This is a genomic window from Kitasatospora sp. NPDC127111 (assembly GCF_042677465.1).
Classification (GTDB): domain Bacteria; phylum Actinomycetota; class Actinomycetes; order Streptomycetales; family Streptomycetaceae; genus Kitasatospora.
In genome coordinates, this window is sequence record NZ_JBHXTG010000082.1 from 23,911 (window position 1) to 41,235 (window position 17,325).

Annotated in this window: 14 protein-coding genes, 2 tRNA genes and 1 pseudogene; 12 read left to right on the forward strand and 5 right to left on the reverse strand. The window is 76.7% G+C overall.

Features of this window, described 5'->3' with window-relative positions:
- Positions 1-328: 328 nt before the first annotated feature.
- Positions 329-595, reverse strand: a complete 267-nt coding sequence (locus ACFVHB_RS34065; protein WP_380329945.1) for a hypothetical protein — start codon at positions 593-595, stop codon at positions 329-331.
- A gap of 493 nt (positions 596-1,088) precedes the next feature.
- Here ACFVHB_RS34065 and ACFVHB_RS34070 point away from each other — a divergent pair.
- From ACFVHB_RS34070 to ACFVHB_RS34090, 5 genes and pseudogenes are all read left to right on the forward strand, one after another.
- Positions 1,089-2,091, forward strand: a pseudogene (locus ACFVHB_RS34070) (helix-turn-helix domain-containing protein); the annotation flags it as partial.
- Between the two features lie 961 nt (positions 2,092-3,052).
- Complete coding sequence (orn, locus tag ACFVHB_RS34075) at positions 3,053-3,655, forward strand: oligoribonuclease (protein WP_380329947.1); 603 nt, start codon at positions 3,053-3,055, stop codon at positions 3,653-3,655.
- A gap of 206 nt (positions 3,656-3,861) precedes the next feature.
- Positions 3,862-3,937 (forward strand) — tRNA-His (locus ACFVHB_RS34080).
- A 198-nt stretch (positions 3,938-4,135) separates the two neighbouring features.
- Positions 4,136-4,582, forward strand: a complete 447-nt coding sequence (locus ACFVHB_RS34085) for a DUF4442 domain-containing protein (protein WP_380329949.1) — start codon at positions 4,136-4,138, stop codon at positions 4,580-4,582.
- Positions 4,583-5,199: 617 nt separating this feature from the next.
- On the forward strand, positions 5,200-5,715 hold the full coding sequence (locus tag ACFVHB_RS34090) for a hypothetical protein (RefSeq protein ID WP_380329951.1): 516 nt from the start codon (positions 5,200-5,202) through the stop codon (positions 5,713-5,715).
- A 132-nt stretch (positions 5,716-5,847) separates the two neighbouring features.
- Here ACFVHB_RS34090 and ACFVHB_RS34095 read toward each other — a convergent pair whose 3' ends face one another.
- The 3 genes from ACFVHB_RS34095 to ACFVHB_RS34105 all read right to left on the reverse strand — a co-directional run bounded on the left by ACFVHB_RS34095 (position 5,848) and on the right by ACFVHB_RS34105 (position 8,051).
- Positions 5,848-6,309: a GNAT family N-acetyltransferase gene (locus tag ACFVHB_RS34095; protein WP_380329953.1), complete on the reverse strand. Its 462-nt coding sequence runs from the start codon at positions 6,307-6,309 to the stop codon at positions 5,848-5,850.
- Positions 6,310-6,504: 195 nt separating this feature from the next.
- Complete coding sequence (locus ACFVHB_RS34100; protein WP_380329955.1) at positions 6,505-7,443, reverse strand: spermidine synthase; 939 nt, start codon at positions 7,441-7,443, stop codon at positions 6,505-6,507.
- 83 nt (positions 7,444-7,526) lie between these two features.
- On the reverse strand, positions 7,527-8,051 hold the full coding sequence (locus ACFVHB_RS34105; protein WP_380329957.1) for a hypothetical protein: 525 nt from the start codon (positions 8,049-8,051) through the stop codon (positions 7,527-7,529).
- Positions 8,052-8,580: 529 nt separating this feature from the next.
- Between ACFVHB_RS34105 and ACFVHB_RS34110 the strand changes: the two genes are divergently transcribed.
- Positions 8,581-10,263 carry a tetratricopeptide repeat protein gene (locus tag ACFVHB_RS34110; protein ID WP_380329959.1) on the forward strand — a complete coding sequence of 561 codons (1,683 nt, stop codon included), beginning with the start codon at positions 8,581-8,583 and terminating at the stop codon, positions 10,261-10,263.
- A gap of 144 nt (positions 10,264-10,407) precedes the next feature.
- Here ACFVHB_RS34110 and ACFVHB_RS34115 read toward each other — a convergent pair whose 3' ends face one another.
- On the reverse strand, positions 10,408-11,058 hold the full coding sequence (locus tag ACFVHB_RS34115; protein WP_380329961.1) for a histidine phosphatase family protein: 651 nt from the start codon (positions 11,056-11,058) through the stop codon (positions 10,408-10,410).
- A gap of 276 nt (positions 11,059-11,334) precedes the next feature.
- Here ACFVHB_RS34115 and ACFVHB_RS34120 point away from each other — a divergent pair, with 276 nt between their 5' ends.
- The 6 genes from ACFVHB_RS34120 to ACFVHB_RS34145 all read left to right on the forward strand — a co-directional run bounded on the left by ACFVHB_RS34120 (position 11,335) and on the right by ACFVHB_RS34145 (position 17,317).
- On the forward strand, positions 11,335-12,660 hold the full coding sequence (locus ACFVHB_RS34120) for a hypothetical protein (RefSeq protein ID WP_380329962.1): 1,326 nt from the start codon (positions 11,335-11,337) through the stop codon (positions 12,658-12,660).
- Positions 12,657-14,333 carry a hypothetical protein gene (locus tag ACFVHB_RS34125; RefSeq protein ID WP_380329964.1) on the forward strand — a complete coding sequence of 559 codons (1,677 nt, stop codon included), beginning with the start codon at positions 12,657-12,659 and terminating at the stop codon, positions 14,331-14,333. Before ACFVHB_RS34120 ends, ACFVHB_RS34125 begins: the two co-directional genes overlap by 4 nt.
- 8 nt (positions 14,334-14,341) lie before the next feature.
- Positions 14,342-15,691 (forward strand): AAA domain-containing protein, encoded by a 1,350-nt coding sequence (locus ACFVHB_RS34130; RefSeq protein WP_380329966.1) that lies wholly within the window; start codon positions 14,342-14,344, stop codon positions 15,689-15,691.
- 264 nt (positions 15,692-15,955) lie between these two features.
- The gene (locus tag ACFVHB_RS34135; protein WP_380329971.1) at positions 15,956-16,342 is read left to right on the forward strand and encodes a hypothetical protein; all 387 of its coding nucleotides are present in this window, start codon (positions 15,956-15,958) and stop codon (positions 16,340-16,342) included.
- 168 nt (positions 16,343-16,510) lie between these two features.
- Positions 16,511-17,155 (forward strand): bifunctional DNA primase/polymerase, encoded by a 645-nt coding sequence (locus ACFVHB_RS34140; RefSeq protein ID WP_380329968.1) that lies wholly within the window; start codon positions 16,511-16,513, stop codon positions 17,153-17,155.
- 88 nt (positions 17,156-17,243) lie between these two features.
- Positions 17,244-17,317, forward strand: a tRNA-Lys gene (locus tag ACFVHB_RS34145).
- Positions 17,318-17,325: the final 8 nt, after the last annotated feature.

The window sequence follows — 17,325 nt, forward strand, 5'->3', positions numbered from 1 at the left end:
CGCACTGGCCGGATGAAGCCAGGGAGGCGCACGGTTCGGCCGGCGTGCGCCTCCCCGTGCACCGCCTATTTTCAGTCAATCTCGCGGGGCTCCCCCGCCCTTGGGCAAAGCCGCAGCCCAGACCCGCCGATCGGGCGCGCCGGAGCCGGACGCCCCAGGAGCGGCCCCGCGACAACCAGCCACCGTTGCACCGGCCCCCTTCCCAGAAGGGTCGACGGGTGCCACGCTTCGTGATCGAATGCATCACGCCAAATTGCCATGTCGACATAGCGTCGGATGGTGAACTTGTCACAACGGCAACGGTCCACCCGATAGATTTCGATCTTGGCTAGCAGTGCCGCACCACCACACCACACCACCGAGGGGGCTTGAGCGCCTTGAGCAGGGTGAGCAGGAGCGACGCGGGTCCTGACAGCGGCCAGGCCGTGGCCGGCATCGCGGGTCGTTCCGCGAGAGCCGCCGGCGCCTCGGCCAACGCTGCCAACCCCCGTTCCTCCGGCACCTCCAGCGCCGCTCCGCACTCCTCGTACACCTCTGCGACCACTGCGGCCCCCTCCGGCTCCGCCGTCCCGCCCGCACCGGGGGTGGCCGACATGCCGGCCTTCCCGCTCACCGCGGACCGTGTCGGACGCCACGTCAGCCGATCCTCCGTCAACCCGTCGGCGGCTCACGGCGGCGGTGCGAGCGGCCACGCCGGCCCGTCGGTTCCCGGCCAACCTGGCAGCCAGGGCCTCGGCCAGGGGCCGGGCCAGGGACCGGGGGTTCCGGGTCACGGTGTCGGCCCGGCACTCGGCACGCTGCACGGCACCGCGCCCGCCCAGCCGTACGGTCAGCAGAGCCATCAGGGACCACACGGCCAGCAGGGCCAGCACAGCCCATACGGACAGCACGGCCACGAGGCCGGATTCCCGGTGTTCTCCGGCGGCCCGGCCTCCGTCTCCCCCTCCACCGGTCTGGTGCCGGGGGCCATGGCGGGTGCGGGCACCGGCCCCACGGCCGGTCCGCTCGGCCCGGGCGGCAGCGGTCACGGCCCGGCCGGCCACGGAGCCGCCGGCGGCTCCGGCGGCAACGGGTCCTCGACGGCCGTGATGGCCGCCGCCCCGCGGAAGCTGTCCGGCCGGCGCCGGCGCGAGACCGTCGCCGTGCTGATCTTCGGCGGCGCACCGATCTTCGAGAGCTCGATCCCGCTCTCCGTCTTCGGCGTCGACCGCCAGGACGCCGGGGTCCCGCGCTACCGCCTACTGGTCTGCGCCGGGGAGGAGGGGCCGCTCGCCACCACCGGCGGCCTCACGCTCTCGGCGCCGTACGGACTGGAGGCGCTCGCCCGGGCGGGCACCATCGTCGTGCCGGCCTGGCGCTCGATCTCGCAGCCCCCGCCGGTCGAGGCGATCACCGCGCTGCGCAAGGCGCACCACGAGGGCGCGCGGATCATCGGCCTCTGCACCGGCGCGTTCGTGCTCGCCGCCGCCGGTCTGCTGGACGGCCGCCCGGCGACCACGCACTGGATGTACGCACCGACCCTGGCCAAGCGCTACCCGCGGGTGCACGTGGACCCGCGGGAGCTCTTCGTCGACGACGGCGACGTGCTGACCTCGGCCGGCACGGCCGCCGGCATCGACCTCTGCCTGCACGTGGTGCGCAGCGACCACGGCGCCGAGGCGGCCAACGCGCTGGCCCGCCGTCTGGTGGTGCCCAGCCGGCGCAGCGGCGGAGGACAGGCCCAGTACATCGATCAGTCTTTACCCGAGGAGATCGGCAACGACCCGTTGGCCGAGGTGGTCACCTGGGCGCTGGAGAACCTCAACCAGCAGTTCGACGTCGAGGTGCTGGCGGCGCGCGCCTACATGAGCCGGCGGACCTTCGACCGGCGGTTCCGCACGCTGACCGGCAGCGCCCCGCTGCAGTGGTTGATCACCCAGCGGGTGCTGCAGGCCCAGCGGCTGCTGGAGACCTCGGAGCTGTCGGTGGACGACGTCGCCCGCCGCTGCGGCTTCCGGTCACCGGTGGCGCTGCGCGGGCACTTCCGCCGCCAGCTCGGGGTCTCGCCGGCCGCGTACCGGACCAGCTACCGGGCCCGCCGCCCGGGGACGGCCTCGCCGACCCCGGCGACGTCGCACCCGGGCGACCTCCGGCTGGCCGGCGCCGCGCCGCAGTCGGCCGCAGCGCACGCGGCGGCGGCAGCGGCGGCGGCCACCGCGGGTGGAGCGCTTCTCGGCCAGCACGGCCAGCACGGGCAGCACGGGCAGCACGGGCCGGCGGGGCAGTACGGGCAGCAGTCCGGACACCCGCTCGGGGCGGGCACCCCCGGGCTCGCCGGGCACCCGGGCCAGCACGGTCCGCTCGGCCAGCACGGGCAGCACGGCCAGCCGTCCGCGCCGGGATCCCACGCGCGCGCCGGGCAGCCGTACCCGCACCAGCAGGCGGCGCACCAGCCGCACCCCGGGCAGCCGGGGGCCGGGCGCGGTCCGGTCCGGCCGCCGCTGGTGCCGGCGCAGGCCGGTCCGGGGGCGGGCCGGCCGCCGCGCACCGCGGAGCACGCCGCGGCCGAGGACGGTCACCCGCAGCCGGGTGCGCGCGGCCAGGGCCAGGGGCACCGCAGTGCGGCCGAGCGGCCGTCGGACGAGACCGGTCCGGCCGGCGGGAGCGGCGTCGCCGGAGTCGGTTCCGGCGGTGCGGGTGCTCGCGGCCACGGCACGGCGGCCGGGCGGCTGCCGCAGTCCGCGGCGCCCGGGACGCCGGACGCCCGGGCCCGGCAGGGCCGCCCCCCGCAGGTCCGTCCGCAGGGCGGCCGCGCCGCGGGCCCGGACGGCGTCCGGGAGCCGCGCGACCCGAGGGCCGCGCGGGACGGACACCAGGCGCACCCTGCCCACCCGCACCCGGTCGGCCAGGCGGGCCCGGCCCGGGAGTCGCACGGGCCGGACGGTCACGGCCAGGACGGTCACGGCCAGGACGGTCACGGCCAGGACGAGCACGCCCCGGAGGCCTGCGCCCCGGCGCCGCGCTCGGCTCCTCCGGTGCCCGCGGCGCGTGATCGCGCCGTAGGGTGAGTGGCGTGAATGACCGTTTGGTATGGATCGACTGTGAAATGACGGGCCTCGACCTCGACCGGGACGCCCTGGTCGAGGTCGCGGCGCTGGTGACGGACTCCGAGCTGAACGTCCTCGGCGAGGGCGTGGACGTCATCATCCGCCCGCCGGCGGAGGCGCTGGCGAACATGCCCGAGGTGGTGCGCACGATGCACACCACCTCGGGGCTGCTCGACGAGCTCGAGCACGGCGTCACGCTGGCCGAGGCGGAGGCGCTCGTCCTCGCGTACGTCCGCGAGTACGCGCCGGAGGCGGGGCGGACGCCGCTCTGCGGGAACTCGGTCGCGACCGACCGGGGTTTCCTGGCCCGGGACATGCCGGCCCTGGAGAGCCACCTGCACTACCGGATCGTGGACGTCTCCTCGATCAAGGAGCTGGCCCGCCGCTGGTACCCGAGGGCGTACTACAACAGCCCGCAGAAGGGCGGTAACCACCGGGCCCTCGCGGACATCCGCGAGAGCATCGACGAACTGCGGTACTACCGCGAGGCGGTGTTCGTCCCGCAGCCGGGCCCGGACACCGACACCGCGCGGGCGATCGCCGAGAAGTACCAGGCGCCGACCGCCTGACCGCACGCCCGCACGCCGGGACGGACGCACCTGCCGGGCCGCGCCGCCCGACCGTCCCGGCGGCGGCTCCGGCCGAGCCCGCCGGGGGCCGGGGAGGGTGTCCGAGAGCGCGTGATCGAAACCCTGGCGCGAGCACCCTCTCGGATCCTGTAGAGTTCTTCCTGTCGGAACGGGAACGCGAAGAGCGGGAACGAGCCGGACAGATGGTGGGTGTAGCTCAGTTGGTAGAGCACCTGGTTGTGGTCCAGGTGGTCGCGGGTTCGAGTCCCGTCACTCACCCCAGAGCCTGAGGGGCCGATCTCTTCAAGAGATCGGCCCCTCAGGCGTTTTCGCGTCCCACGCCCTCGCCGCCCCGCCCCGTGGCCGCCCTCGGGTCGACGTGGCCTTCGCCACACTCGCCGCTCCCTCCACCGAGAGCTGCGCCAAGAGATGCGCCGACAGGTCTGCCCCCGGAAGCTACTTGCCAGTAACATCGTCGCCATGACCACACCTTCGATCGGCCAGCTGCTCGACTCGACCGTGCCGATGGCACGCACCCTCAAGCTGGAGTACCTGGAGACGACGCCCGAGCGCGCCGTGCTCCGCCTGCCCGACCAGCCCGAGTACCACAACCACGTGGGCGGGCCGCACGCCGGCGCGATGTTCACGCTCGCCGAGTCCGCGAGCGGCTGCATCGTCCTGGGCGCCTTCGGCGACCAGCTCTCGCGCGCCGTGCCGCTCGCGGTCAGCGCCGAGATCTCGTACAAGAAGCTGGCCATGGGCGCCGTCACCGCCACCGCGGTGCTGGGCCGCCCGGCCGCCGACATCGTCGCCGAGCTGGACAAGGGCGAGCGGCCGGAGTTCCCGGTCACCGTCGAGATCACCCGCGCCGACGGCGCCGTGACCGGCGTCATGACCGTCATCTGGACCCTGCGCCCCAACTCCTGACCCCTCGGGGGCAGCGGGCCCCGGACGCTCCGGGCCGGTGGGTCCACGACCCCTCGGCCCGACGGGGTCCACCCTCGGCCGGCCCGCGGTGATGACTGTCCGTGACGGCGGCCGTGACCTCACGGCCCGTCCGCTCGTTCTCGATTCACGTGCGAGCCAATCACCCGACCAAGGCCCCGGACCCCGCCCGACGCGCCGTCGGCGGTGCACGGCGCCCCGGTGGCCTCCGGCTCCCCGGACCGCGTGCCGTCGCGGCGGGCGGGGCGCTCCTGGCGCAGCTCTGGGGGCTGGGGGCGCCCAGCGCGTTCGCGGCGGCCGTCGAACCGCTGCCGGGGCCCGTGAGCCGCACGGTCGGGCGGGCACTGGGGGGCGGACAGGCGCTCGACGGAGAGTCAGCCGATCATCCCGCAGAGGGCGGCCGGGAGGCCGGCGACGGTACTGCCGCGCCCGGCTCGCCGGCGCCCGGAGCACAGCCTCGCTCCCCCGGTCGGGAGGACTCCGGACCGCCCGCCTCGGGACCGGATACGTCCGGCCCGACCGCGCCCGGTCAGGCCGCGTCGCCCGGACTGCTCGGGCAGGTCGCCGGCGCGGGCGCTCCCGTCGCCGGGCCGGACGCGGTGACCGCGTCGGTCGGCAGCGTGTTGCAGGACCGGATCAGGGCCGGCGGCCTCCCGCTGCCCGGCCAGCGGGCCGCCGTCCCGGACGCGTTCGCGATCGCCTCCGGACTGCTCGGCGCCGTGCCCGCGCAGGCGCGGCCCGCCTCGGCGCGCGCCTCCCGGGGCGCCGACGGGGAGGGGACGTCGGCGCCCGGTCCGGCCGGTGCCGCCGTCGCCCGGCCGGCCCCGCCCGTCTCCGGGCCGCACGGGCCGGCCGCGCCACCGCCCCTGCACGCGAGCGACGACCGCCGGGACGCCGCCGCCGCACAGCCCGGCCACCACGGCGAAGGCACCCGGAACGCCCGGCCGGATCCGTCCGCACCGCACGAGGACCTCGCGCTGGCCGCCACCGCCGCCGCTCCGGCCCGCCACGACCTCGGGGGCACCGGGACGGCCGTCCTCGCACCGATCGCGGCGGGGTTGCTGCTCACCGGCGCCGCGATGTGCAAGCACCGGGGCCTGCCCCGCGGGCACTGAGACCGCGCGCACGGAGACGACGGGATCGAGACGACGCGCACGGAGACCGCGGGGCCGGGCGCGGGGCGGGCGCCGCGGCCACGGCGCCCCGGAGGAGGCGGCCACGGCCGCGGAAGAGCGGACGACGGTCCGTCAGTCCGCCGCGGCGATCTCCAGGGCGAGCAGCGGCAGTTCGCGGCCCGGTATGGACCCGGACGGGGTGGTGCCGATCCGGGTCGCGCCCATGGCCAGGTAGAACGGCTCGGCGAACGGGTCGGAGTCGATGGTGAGCCGGCGGAAGCCGAGCGCCGCCGCCTGCGCCCGGACGTGCTCGACCAGGCTGCGGCCGACACCCCGGCCGATGGCGTCGGGCTCGACGAAGAGCATGCCCAACTCGCCCTGCGGGGGCGCCCCCACGAGGGTGACGAAGCCGAGCACCCGGCCGCCGTCCTCGGCCACCGCCGTCCGCCGCCGCTCGATCGCGGCGGGGTCGAGGGTGAGCTCCTCCCGGCAGGCCTCCAGGAACGCCTCGTCGTAGCCCCAGTACCCCTTGGACCTCAGCGCGAGGGCGCTGAGCAGCTCCGCCTCGTCCGGCCCGGCCGGTCTGATCCTCACGGCATGCCCTCCCGATCGACCTCGCTGTCCGGATTCCGGACAGCCGGGCCATTCTCGGTGGCCCGCCCTCGCCCGCCAAGCGATTTACCGCCGCCGGGACCGGGGCCGGGACCGGGACCGCGCGGACGCCCCCGCCCGGCGGACGCCCGGACAGGCGGGCCCTACGGCCGGGCGGGCCCTAACGCCGGGCGGGCCCTAACGGAAGACGCCCGGCGGCGGGGCCGGGGAGGGCGCCGCGGTGGCGTCGGTGGCCGGGGCGGCGCCGGCGGCGAAGTCGGCCAGGGCACGGCCGTGTTCGACCCGGCCGAGAGCGGCGTCGGAGGCCACCTTGCGACCCAGCTCCGCGAGCGGGAGCGGGGTGTGGGCGGCGGCCAGGATCAGGTTGCCGAAGCGCTTGCCGCGCAGCACCGCCGGGTCGGCGATCAGGCAGAGTTCGGGGAAGACCGCGCCGAGGGTGGCGATCTGCGAACGGGCGAACGGCAGCGCCGAGCCGTCGGCGATGTTCACCGCGTACCAGCCGCCGGGCGCCAGGGCCTTGGCGGCCAGCGTGGTGAACTCGACCGTCGTGCAGTGGGCCGGCACCCGCGCGCCGGAGAAGACGTCGGCGATCACCAGGTCGACCGTGCCCTCGGGGGTCCGTTCGAGGACGCTGCGGGCGTCCGAGCCGCGCACCTTGATCTGCCAGCCGCGTTCCCACGGGAGTTCGGCGCGGACGAGTTCGGTGAGTGCGGTGTCGATCTCGGCGACCTGCTGGCGGGACCGGGGGCGGGTGGCCGCGACGTAGCGGGCCAGGGTGAGGGCGCCGCCGCCGAGGTGCAGGACGGTGAGCGGTCGGCCGGGCGGGGCGACCAGGTCGATCAGGTGGCCGAGCCGGCGCTGGTACTCGAAGCCCAGGTGGGTCGGGTCGGCGAGGTCGACCATGGACTGCGGGGCGCCGTCGACCAGCAGTGACCAGGCGGCGGGGCGGTCGCGGTCGGGACGGAGTTCGGCGAGCCCGGAGTCGACGGGCCGGGCGATCGGACCCTGGGCGTGCGTACGGCCGCCGGGGCCGGTGGCGGCCTGCTGCGGCTCCGCCCCCGGACGGCTCCGGTCGGTGCTGCGGCCGGCTCTGCTGCTTCGTCCCATACCGGCCATTATCTCCGGGCCGGCGGAGGGCTCCGCGGATCAGCGCAGGTGGGGACGGGAAGCGGGCGGGGTGCGGGCCCGGACGGCGGGGCTCAGAACGGGCCGAGGCCGCCCGCGGTCAGCGTGCAGGCGGCCTCGCAGAGGGCCGAGCGCAGCACCCAGGCGTCGGTGGGGCGGACGGCGCGGTCCGCACCGGCCGGGGGCATCACCCACCGCGGATCGGTGGCGGGCAGGAGCAGGGCGCCCGCGGTGCAGGAGCTGCCGGGCAGGTGCCACGTCTCCACGGTGCCCGCGGGGACGAGGAAGGACACGGTGCTGCCGTTCCGGCTCTGCAGCACCGCGCCGCAGGCCCGGCGCAGCCGCAGGATGTCGACCGCCTCCAGGCCGTGCCGCAGGGCGACCGTCACGGTGTCGCACCCGGTGACGGTCACCCCGTCGCCGTCCGCGCCGAGACGGCGGAGCGATCGGCTGCCGCCGCCGCACGGAGCGCGGCCGCCCTCGTCGCGGCCGCGGCCCGGACCGCGGTCGTCGGCCGGTTCGGGCAGCAGGGCGGGGGCGGCGGCGGCGAGCACCCCTCCGGCGACCAGGCGGTGGTACTGCGGTACTCCGGTGGCCATCACGGGCCCTCCTGTCACCTCGTCCGGTCGGAAGCACCGCCGCCCGGTGGGGTGGGGGGCCGCCGCTGCGGGCGGCGGGCCGGACGGCGGCCGGGGGCTTCCACGTATCAGGACAACGCCGAGGGCGCGCCCGAGGCCACGGGGCGCCTTACAGCAAGGCATGGCATTTCATGGCAGATCCCGGCAACAATGACCGTTTTGATGGCATTTGTCAGCACATCCGCCACAAACGCGCTGTGGCCAGTCGGTGACTCCCGGTACTGTCGGTTGCGCGCCCGGTGGTCCATCCGGTCCCACCGGGCCCATCCGTACCCCGGCCCATCCGTACCCCCGGCCCACCCACCGCCGAACCCCCGGCCCCGCAACGGGGCTTCGCAGCCGAGCCCCACCGTCGGCTCCGGCCTCCGGCCGCGCCGAGCCGGGCCCAACCGCCGAGCCGGGCCCAACCGCACGCAGGACCGACACCCCGGAACCGCCCCACCCGCACCTCACCTCGCACCAGCACCCAGCACGACCACGGGAGCGCACCATGGCAGCCACCCCACCGGCCGAGCCGAACCGCCCGTCACCCAACACCGTGATGCGCGCACTGCGCGGCGACCGCTCGCCGGGCGAGTTCGCCATGGCCGTGCGCCGGGCCGCCCGCGAGATCGGCGAGCACGTGTCCTGCGACGCCCGCTACGTCGGGCGGGTGGAGTCCGGCGAGATCCGCTGCCCCAACTACGCGTACGAGCGGGTCTTCCGGCACATGTGGCCGGACCGCTCGCTGGCCGATCTCGGCTTCGCCCCCCGCACCGCCGTCCGCCGCCGCGCAGCGGACGGCGGCGGGGGCTCCGCACCACCCGCGCTCCACCCGCAGTTCCCGTCCCTGCCCGCCCCGCGCTCGCCGCTCTCCACCCAACTCCCGTACGCTGCCTCGCCGTACGCGGAATCACCCCCTGCGGTCGAGCCCCTGCTGCCGAGGCCCGCGGCGCCACCTCGGGGGCCCGCCGGATCGCACCATCTCGACGAGGAGAACGACGACGTGCGTCGCCGTACGTTCCTGGCCGGCGGCTCCGCCGCGCTGGCCACCGTGATCGGCATCGACCCGCCGGCCGATGCCGCCGTCACCCGCCCCTACCCGGCCCCGCCCGGCGCCGGAGGGCCGACCGCCGGCGCCTTCATCCCCGCCCAACCGGGCCCCGGGGCGGGCCGGTTCGGCGCCGAACCGGCCCGGCTCGGCCGCGGGCCGGTCTTCGAGCCGGGTTCGGTGTTCGACCACGGCGCCGGCCTGGTGCCCGGCCGACCCGGTCCGGTTCCGCCCCCGCGCCGGGTCGGCGCGGCCGAGGTGCTCGGCGTCGAGCAGGCCGTCCGGGACATCCGGCTGGCCGACGACGCGCACGGCGCCGACGCCCTGTTCGAGCGGGCCGGGCAGTCGTTGCGCACCGCGTACGTGCTGCTCAACGAGGGCGAGTACAGCGCCGAGACCGAGCGGAGGCTCCAGGCGGGGGCCGGCGAACTGGCCATCTCGGTCGGGTGGTTGGCGCACGACTCGAACCGGCTGGCGGACGCCCGCTCGCTCTACGCCGAGGCGCTCGCCACCGCCCGGATGGCGGGCGACCCCGCACTGGAGGCGCACGTCTTCTGCAACAGCGCCTTCCTCGCCCGCGATGCCGGCCGGCCGCGCGAGGCGCTGCGCGCCGCCCAGGCCGGGCAGGCCGCCGCCCGGCACCTGGACTCCGACCGGCTGCTCTCGCTGCTGGCCATGCGCGAGGCCGGCGGCTGGGCGGTGCTGCAGGACCGGTCCGCCTGCGAACGCGCGCTGTCCCGGGCGTACACCCTGTTCGACCGCGGCCCCTCCGAGGCGGATCCGGAGTGGATGTCCTTCTTCGGGGAGGCCGAGATCGCCGGACTGCAGTCCCAGTGCTGGTCCGCCCTGGGCGACTGGGACCGCGCCAGCGAACAGGCCGGGCTGGCCATAACGCTCCAGGAGCCGCAGTTCGTCCGCAACCGCGTGCTCTACACCGCCGAGCTGGCGCACGACCGCCTCGGCCGGGGGGACTTGGCCGGCGCGGGCCACCACGGCACGGCCGCCGTGGCGCTGTTCGGCGAGGTCCGCTCCGCCCGGATCAGGAGCATGCTGGCGCACACCGCGGAGCGGCTGCGCCCGCACCGGGCCGTCCCGGAGGTGGGCCGCTTCCTGACCGACTACGACGTGGCGACCGCCGCCTGAGGCCACGGCGCCCCGGGCGTTCCCCGGCGAAGCGTCGACGGACGTCGACGTCGCCGAGCACCCGGGGCGCCGGTCAGGTGCCGCGTGATCCGGCGCCGGGCCCGCACGGACCTGCGGGTCCGGCGCCGACGCCGTGGCACGGCATCAGTGTGCGAGGCCGTCCAGGTGGGAGAGGTCGTTCCAGACCTCGACCGCCGGGGCGCCGTACTCCCAGGAGAGGACGCAGAGCGCGGCCGTGCCGAGCTTGAACCGCTGGGCGTACTCGGGCGACAGACCCAGCCAGCGGGCGGTCAGGATGCGCAGCAGGTGGCCGTGCGCGAAGAGCACCACGTCGCGGTCGGCGCAGTGCATGACGGTGGTGTCCGAGGCGGGTACCCCGTGCTCGTCGTTGAGTTCGGCGAGGAAGGCGTCGACCCGGGCGGCCACGTCGGACAGCTTCTCGCCGCCGGGGACGCCGTCCCGCCAGATCAGCCAGCCCGGGTGGTCGGTGGCACGGATGTCGGCGCCGGTCCGGCCCTCGTACTGGCCGTAGTCCCACTCCAGCAGTTCGGGGCGCTCCACCGCGCGGTCGCCGAGGCCGGCCAGGGCGCAGGTCTCCTTGGCCCGGGCGAGCGGGCTGGTGAGGACGACGGCGTCCGACAGGCCGTTCCAGGGCGCCTTGGCGAGCCGGGCACCGAGGGCCCGGGCCATCGCGCGGCCCTCCTCGGTCAGCGGGATGTCGGTCCGGCCGGTGTGGCGGCCGGTGGCCGACCACTCGGTCTCGCCGTGGCGGACCAGCACGATTCGGGCGGGCATGGGGGCTCCTCGCAGCGGGGCGGTGGCAACGGTCGGTCTCACCATTGAGCACCGGCCTCCATGATCCCTCACCCGCACGCCGCCCACGATCCAGGGCCGGGCGCCGGCGGAACGCCCGGCCGGCCACCCCGCAGGCCGCCCACGCCACGACGGAACCGCCCGGAATCGACGCCGATCGCCTCGGATCGCCTCGGATGGCCCCGGATCGCCTCGGATGACCCCGGATGGCCGACCGAGGCCGGATTGTCGGACCCGGATGCGACACTGGGCCGCACCATGAACGTCTCGACGAACGTCCCGTCCAGCGGGCACTTTGAGCCGCTCGCCCAGCGGCTCGCCGAGCTGCGCGGTCCGGCGCCGCAGCGCAGCCTGAACGCCCGCGCCCTCGCCGCGCTCGCCGCCAATCCGGGCTGTCACCGCCGCGCCGTGCTCGACGCCGCCGGGGTCGACAAGTCGGCGCTGGCCGCCCGGCTCGGCCGCCCCGCACCGTTCGGACAGTCGCCGTTCGCGCTCGCGCGCGGTGTGATCTTCGAGTCCCGGTTGAAGGAGGACGGCTACGCGGCGCTGCTGGAGCCGCTCCGCCACCACCTCGGCCTCCCGCCGGAGGGCGGCGCCCCGCTCACCGTGCCCGACCTGCTGCGCAGCTCCGGCCCGGCGGTCCGGGCCGAGCGGACGGCGGCCGCGCTGGCCGAGGCCGCCGCCGACCCCGGGGCGTGGACGCTGCTGGACCACCCGTTGCTGCGGCTCGACGTGGCGGGCAGCACCGCCTACCTGGAGCCGGACGCGGTCGTGGTGCACGGCGGGCGGTGCACCGTGGTCGAGATCAAGTCCTTCCCGGTGCTGGACGGCAGCGCGGATCCGGCCAAGGTGGGCGCCGCCGCCCGCCAGGCCGCCGTCTACGTGCTGGCGCTCCAGGAGACGGCCGCCGTCCTGGCGGGCCGGGAGGTGGACCCGGACCCGTACGCCGAACAGCGGCTGCCCGGCAGCCCGTGGCTGAGCGTGCTGCTGGTCTGCCCGAAGGACTTCAGCAACCGGCCGACGGCGGTCGCCGTGGACGTCCGCCGCGAGCTGGCCACCACCCGTCGGCAGCTGAGCCGGATGACCGGCATCGGCCGGCTGCTGGAGGCGCTGCCGCAGGGCGTCGGCTTCGACCTCGCGCCCGCCGAGGACGGGCGGCCGGCCCGTTCCGCCGAGGAGCTGGCCGCGTCGGTCGAGGCGGTGCCCGCCGCCTACAGCCCGGACTGCCTCTCCGCCTGCGAACTGGGCTTCCACTGCCGGGCCCAGGCCCGCTGCGGTGACCGGGTCGAGCAGCTCGGCCGGGGCGTGCGCGGCGAGCTGGGCAGCATCCGGACGGTGACGGCGGCGCTGGCCGCCGCCGAGCGGGGCGCCGCCGCCCGCCCCGAGACCGACGGCACCGCGGCCACCGACCGGAACACCGGCCCCGATGCCGCCGCCACCGCCACCGCCCCCGTCCCCGCCCCCACCGCCGACGCCGACGCCGACGCCGACGAGGCGGCCGCCCGGCTGGCGTACGCCGCCGCGCTCCGCGCCGAGGCGCTCGGCCGCACCCCGGTGGCGGCCGCGCCGGGAGGTGCCGGATGAGCCTGCTCGGCACCCTCGCCCGCCTGGAGGCCGTCCGCAGCGGCCGGGCCGAGCCGCTGGCCACCGTCCGTCACCGGCACCTCTCCGAGCGCCCGATGGTGCTCGTCCCGCTGACCGCCGCCGGCGAGGCGGGCGCGCCGCTGGCCGTGCTGCTCGGCACCGACCGGTCCGCACCCCGGCTGCACATCGTCCCGCAGCCGCTGAACCGCACACTGCGCTTCGACTTCCTGGCCGGACTGGCCGCCGACCTGCTGCCCTACCTGGAGTCCTTCGGCACCGAGGTGGAGCAGATCGAGGGCTCCGAGAAGGACCCGGAGACCGGCGAGAAGACCCAGGTCTTCCGCGAGCTGTGCACCGACGCGCCGCAGCTGATCGTGCCGAACGGCGGGGGCGTGCACCACCTGGCCCTGATCGGCCGCTCCACCCGGTTCCGCCGCACCATCGAGGACGACGAGCCGGGCCCGTACCCGGCCCCGGCCCGGGTGCCGCTGCTCGGCCGGTGGCTGACCCACCTCACCGAGCGGGCCCAGGTGCCCGGCAGCAGCATGCTGCTGCCGATGACCGGCCTGCTCGCCCGGCACTGGGCGACCGGCCAGAGCCACCTGGAGGACCAGCACCTGGCCGCCCGGCTGGCCTGGCACGTGCCGCCGGCCGGCCTGTCCGGCGCGGAGGCCGCCGAGCGGGCCGAGTCCGCCCGGGACGGCGACGGCCAGCTGCTCCACCCGCCCGCCGGTCCGGCCACCGACCCGCGCTTCGACGAGCTGGTCCTCGGCCCGGCCATCGCCCGCTACGACGCGGCCGCCTCGGCCCTGCTGCGCGCCGCCGCGGGAGGGGCCCCCGACGGGCCGGACGCCGAGGCCGCCGAGCACGCCCGGGCCGCCGTCCGGACGGCCGTCGAGCAGCTGCGGACGGTGCTGGAGCGGGTGCTGCTGCCCACCTGGCAGGACGTCTGGACCGGCATCGACCTGCTCCGCACCCTGCCGCCGGCCGGGCACCTGGAGGAGCGCTGGACCGGCGACCGCTGGTCGTACACCGGCCACCGGGACCGGCTGGCGGCCGGCGAGCCGCCGCAGCCCCGGCAGGACGACGCCGTGACGGCGGCCCGCAAGCTGGCGCAGCGCGAGCGCGAGCAGGCCCGGCTGGACGTCCAGGAGGCGCTGGACGACCCGCTGGCGATGGCCGAACACCGGCTGGCCGGCGAGGCGTTCTCCGGCGTGGTGACCGAGGTGGTTCCGGACTACGACACCTCCGGCCGCTCGCCCAAGCCGCGCCCGCTGGTGACGGTCCGCACCACCGACAAGCCGCACGCGGACCTCGGCCGGGAGGCGCACCGGGTCCGGGAGTCTCCCGGGCCGGAGGCCGGGGCGGCCCCGACCGCGCAGCGGGCGGAGATCGCCGCCGTCGACCCGGAGGAGGGCACCGTCACGCTGCGGATGCTCTCCGGCATGGGTCGGAAGAAGGAGCCCGAGCCGGGGAGCCTGCCCGAGCCGGGCGAGCGGGTCACCTTCACGCTCTTCGAGTTGACGGTCCGCCAGTCCGCGCCACTGCCCGAACCGGACGACACCCCGTGGACGCACGGCGGTCCGCCCGGCACCGCCGCCCCCGCCGGCCCGATCGCGACGTCCGCCGCGGCGGCCGCCACCGCATCCGCAGCCTTCGAAGAGTGGGAGTGATCCGGCAGATGAGCAGCGAGCAGGCCCCCGGCGCGGCCGCCGACGCGGCGGTGGCCCGGATCCTGGAGGCCACCGTCCGCCCGGCGGCCGGCGCCCCGCGCGGCGTGGTGGTGGACTCCCCGCCCGGCGCCGGCAAGTCGACCCTGGTGGTGCGGGCCGCCCGGGAGCTGGTCGGGTCCGGCGAGCGGCTGATGATCGTGGCCCAGACCAACGGCCAGGTGGACGACCTGGTCGACCGACTGGCCGAGAAGGCCCCGGACCTGACGATCGGCCGGCTGCACGCGGCGGACTCGCGGCCGGGGCCCGAGGTGCTGCGGCACGCCAACGTCACGCCGTCCGACAAGGTGGCGGAGCTCGCTGAGCTCGACGTGGTGATCTCGACGGCCGCGAAGTGGCAGTGGGTGAGGGCCGAGGCGCCGTGGCGGCACGCGATCGTCGACGAGGCGTACCAGATGCGCTCGGACGCGCTGCTCGCGGTGGCCCGGCTGTTCGAGCGGGCGCTGTTCGTCGGCGATCCGGGCCAGCTCGACCCGTTCACCGTGGTCGGCACCGAGCAGTGGGCGGGCCTGTCCTACGACCCGTCGAGCAGCGCGGTGGTGACGCTGCTCGCGCACAACCCGCAGATCGAGCCGCACCGGCTGCCGGTCTCCTGGCGGCTGCCGGCCAGCGCGGCGCCGCTGATCTCCGGCGCGTTCTACCCCTACACGCCGTTCCGTTCCGGCACCGGACCGGAGGAGCGGCGGCTCACCGCCTCGGTGCGGCCCGACGGCACGGCCCTGGACGCGGCGATCGACCGGGCGGCCGAGCACGGCTGGGCGCTGTTGGAGCTGCCCGCCCGGCACACCGTCCGGACCGATCCGCAGGCCGTGGCCGCGGTCGCCGCGACCGTCCGGCGGCTGCTGGAGCGCGGGCTGACGGCCCACTCCGAGCAGGGGTCGGCGCCGCTCACCCCGGGCCGGATCGCGGTCGGCACCGCCCACCGGGACCAGGCGGCGGCCGTCCGGGCGGCGCTGGTCAAGGCCGGTGTGCCGGTCGATCCGGCCGCCGGGCCGGCCGTGACGGTGGACACCGCGAACCGGCTGCAGGGGCGCGAGTACGACGTCACGGTGGTGCTGCACCCGCTCTCCGGCCGGCCGGACGCGACCGCGTTCCACCTGGAGACCGGGCGGCTCTGCGTGCTCGCCTCCCGGCACCGGCACGCCTGCATCGTGGTGGCCCGGGCGGGGATCGCCGAGCTGCTGGACGAGCACCCGTCCACCGAGCCGGTGCAGTTGGGCGTCTCGGTGAAGTTCCCCGACGGCTGGGAGGCCAACCACCAGGTGCTGCACCACCTCGCCGGACACCGCGTCCGGCTGTGAACCGGGCCCGCGGGCGCCCGGGCGTGCGGCACCGGTGACCGCGGGTGACCACGGGTGGCGGCCGCCGGGCGGCGGACCGCGCCGGAAGCGCTCCCCCGGCGTGCGACGGGGGAATAGCGCCCGGACTCGCACCGTTCCGTTACCGGCTGCCGCCGCGAGACAATGGACGACGGCCACGACCGGGCGGCGCCGGTCCCCGGCGGCCGCCGTCCGCCCCCATCGAGCACCCGGAGGTGTCCGTCCATGCCCGACTCCCACGCCCAGATGTCCGACCCGAGCGGTTCGACCGCGGCGGCCGGTCGGGGCGCAGGCGCCGGCGCAACGCCCGCCCCGCGGCGGCGTCCCGCGCAGTTGCTGTTCGAGCCGCAGGCCGCCGAGCCGGAGTCGGAGCGCTTCTTCGACCTGGAGTCGATCGACGACCCGGCGGAACTGCTGCGGCGCTCCACCGAGCTGGCGCTGGCCTTCCGCGCGGCCGCCGAGCGGGCCACCGACTTCCAGGCGGTCGCCGCCGCGCAGCTGGCGGACACCCGCCGCTTCGACGCGCTCTCGGACACCGAGATCGCGGAGCGGGCGGACTGGACCCCGGACTACGCGGCCAAGATGATCGAGTACGGCCGCAGCCTGCTGCAGCCCCGCCGCCACGACGACTGAGCCCGGCGCGGCCCACCCGACGCCCCGGCCAGCCCGCCGGCCGAGACCCGACGGGCCCCGTCCCCGGCCCCGGCACCCGGTCGCGACCCGGCCCCGACCCCACGCGCCCCACCCGGCACCCCGGCCCCGGTACCTGTCGGCCGACGCCCCGAACCTCGCCAGTGGCATATGCGCGGGGAAGGGTACGCCGCACTCCTCCCCGCTGTCCGGCAAACCCCGCTTTCCCTCCCGGCCGCGCCCCGGACGCCCCACCCTGCTGCTGTGGACATCTGGACCTATCAGTCGGTGGAGTACGTCACCGTGGCCGGGGAGGCCTGGCTGGCCTCCGCCAGCGAGTACCCGCGCAGCATGCGCGCCCTCTGGGAGTCACGCCCGTGGGCGCCCTCGGTGCTGCCCTGCGGGCGCACCTTCGACGTGATCAGCATGCCGTCGCTGTTCGGCCGCCGGGTGCTGGACGAGCTGTGGGCGTCCGGACCGGGTTGCGGGCCGGTCGCCGCCTACCGGGGGCGCACGCTGCTCTTCGTCCAGCCCGGCGCGGCGGCCCGGCTGCGCCGGCTGCTGGCCTGGGAGGAGTGGGCCCGGGACGTCCCGCCGCTGCTCTGCCACGGCCGCGGCGACGCGGTGACCGTGCCGCCGGTGCAGCGGATGGTGAACAGCCCGGACTCCCCCGGGCTGGGCGCCGGCCGGTGGATCGTCGCCCCGGACAGCCGGGAGCCGTGGCTCCCGGGTGCCTCGGTGGTGCTCTGGGCCTGCGTCCGGGCGACCCGTGAGCCGGCCGACCGGGGCGAGCCGGTGGCCCTGCCGACCGGCTGAGCGCCGCCGTCGAACGGCCGGCCGAGGGCTTCAGGTATTCGATTTTGGTCGGACCGGGCCCCACTGCTAGAGTCTTCTCTGTCAGCAGGCGCCGCTAGCTCAGTTGGTTAGAGCAGCTGACTCTTAATCAGCGGGTCCGGGGTTCGAGTCCCTGGCGGCGCACCGACAGC